Source organism: Micromonospora sp. M51 (assembly GCF_018070305.1).
Lineage (GTDB): Bacteria > Actinomycetota > Actinomycetes > Mycobacteriales > Micromonosporaceae > Micromonospora > Micromonospora parva.
Genome location: NZ_JAGPXZ010001063.1, coordinates 1 through 1,577, shown reverse-complemented (window position 1 = coordinate 1,577; position 1,577 = coordinate 1). Strand labels below are relative to the sequence as shown.

Below are 1,577 nucleotides of genomic sequence, written 5' to 3'. Positions count from 1 at the left end.
CGGAACCAGGACCCCCGGCACCAAGGGCGCCGGTAGCAGGACCGCCGCTGCCAAGACTGGCGGCGGCAGGGCGGTCGGTGGCAGAACCGACGCAGACCGGGCCGCCGCGACGACCGGCAACGGTACGCAGACCTCGGACACTCGACCGCCCGCCGACCCCGGAGCGTCGCCGGACCCGGACCTCGCCAGCGCGACGCCCCGGTCCCGGCTGAGCAACACCGGGCTGGCACTGTTCGTCGGTGCCCTGGTGCTGGCCCTGCTCGGCGGGTTCGGCTTGGCGCGCATCAGCGGCAACGAGGGCCCGGCCGCCAACACCGCCCGGCAGCCGGCGGGCGGTCCGCCCGCCTCCGGCCCGGCGGTGTCCGCGACCGACGGACACCAACACCCGGCGGGCACCGGGCCGCACACGCACCGGGGCGACAGCGGAACAGGCGAGACGCTTGCCACCGGGACGACCGTCAGCGCCGCCGGCTTCACGCTGCAACCGCTGGAACGAACCCAACCCGCCGGGGTACGCGCCGACTACCGCTTCCGCATCGTCGGCACCGACCGGCAGCCGGCGACCCGCTTCGCGGTCGTGCACGACAAGCCGTTGCACCTGATCGTGGTGGGCCGGGACCTGACCGGCTACCATCACCTGCACCCGACGATGGCACCCGACGGCACCTGGAGCGTCCCGCTGACGCTGGCCCGACCCGGCGGCTACCGCGTCTACGCCGACTTCTCCGTCACCACCGCCAACGGCAGCCAGCAGCCCCTGGTGCTGGGCGTCGACCACACGGTGCCCGGCGCGCACACCCCGGCCGCGCTGCCGCCGCCGCAGGCACAGGCGGCGGCTGGTCCGTTCACCGTGTCGATGACCGGCACCCCGACGGTGGGGGTGACGGCGCCGATCCACTTCCAGGTCACCAGCGCCGCTACACCCGCCCAGTTGGAGCGGTACCTGGGCGCGTACGGGCACCTGGTCGTCGTGCGGGAGGGCGACCTCGGCTACGTGCACGTCCACCCCGAGCAGGAGCTGGTCGACGGGACCGTCAAGTTCTGGCTGACCACGCCGAGTTCAGGGCGGTACCGGGCCTTCTTCGACTTCCAGGTCGACGGGAAGGTACACACCGCCGAGTACACGATCGGCGTGCCCTGAGCCTGGAACTTTCTCCGTGCTGCGGCCGACCTACCAGCCAGCAGCAATCATCGGAGGAAGAACACATGCTCAGCACCAGCCCGCTCGGCCCACGCCGCCGCTCGACCGCCGTCCTCGCCGCCGCGGTCCTGACGATGGGTGCCGCCGGTTGCGGCTCGTCCGACTCTCCGGCGACCGCGCAGGCGGGCCCGTCGGTGTCGATCTCGGCCGGCCCGGACGCCGGCGTGCTCGGCATTCGTGACCCGTGGGTGAAGGCCGCCGACAAGGGCATGACGGCGGCCTTCGGCACCCTGGTCAACGACGGCGACGTCGATGTCACGGTGACGGGTGCCACCACCGCCCTGTCCTCGATGGAACTGCACGAGATGGCCATGAAGGACGGCACTATGGTCATGCGGCAGAAGCGGGGTGGCATCGTGATCAAGGCCGGGAGCAC

1 protein-coding gene and 1 pseudogene are annotated in these 1,577 nt (G+C 72.5%); both read left to right on the top strand.

The window, feature by feature from the left end:
• Window positions 1-1,141: pseudogene (locus KBX53_RS32465) on the top strand (copper resistance protein CopC); the annotation flags it as partial.
• A 65-nt stretch (window positions 1,142-1,206) separates the two neighbouring features.
• Window positions 1,207-1,577: copper chaperone PCu(A)C (locus KBX53_RS32460; protein WP_210863673.1), on the top strand; the 371-nt coding region annotated here is incomplete at its 3' end.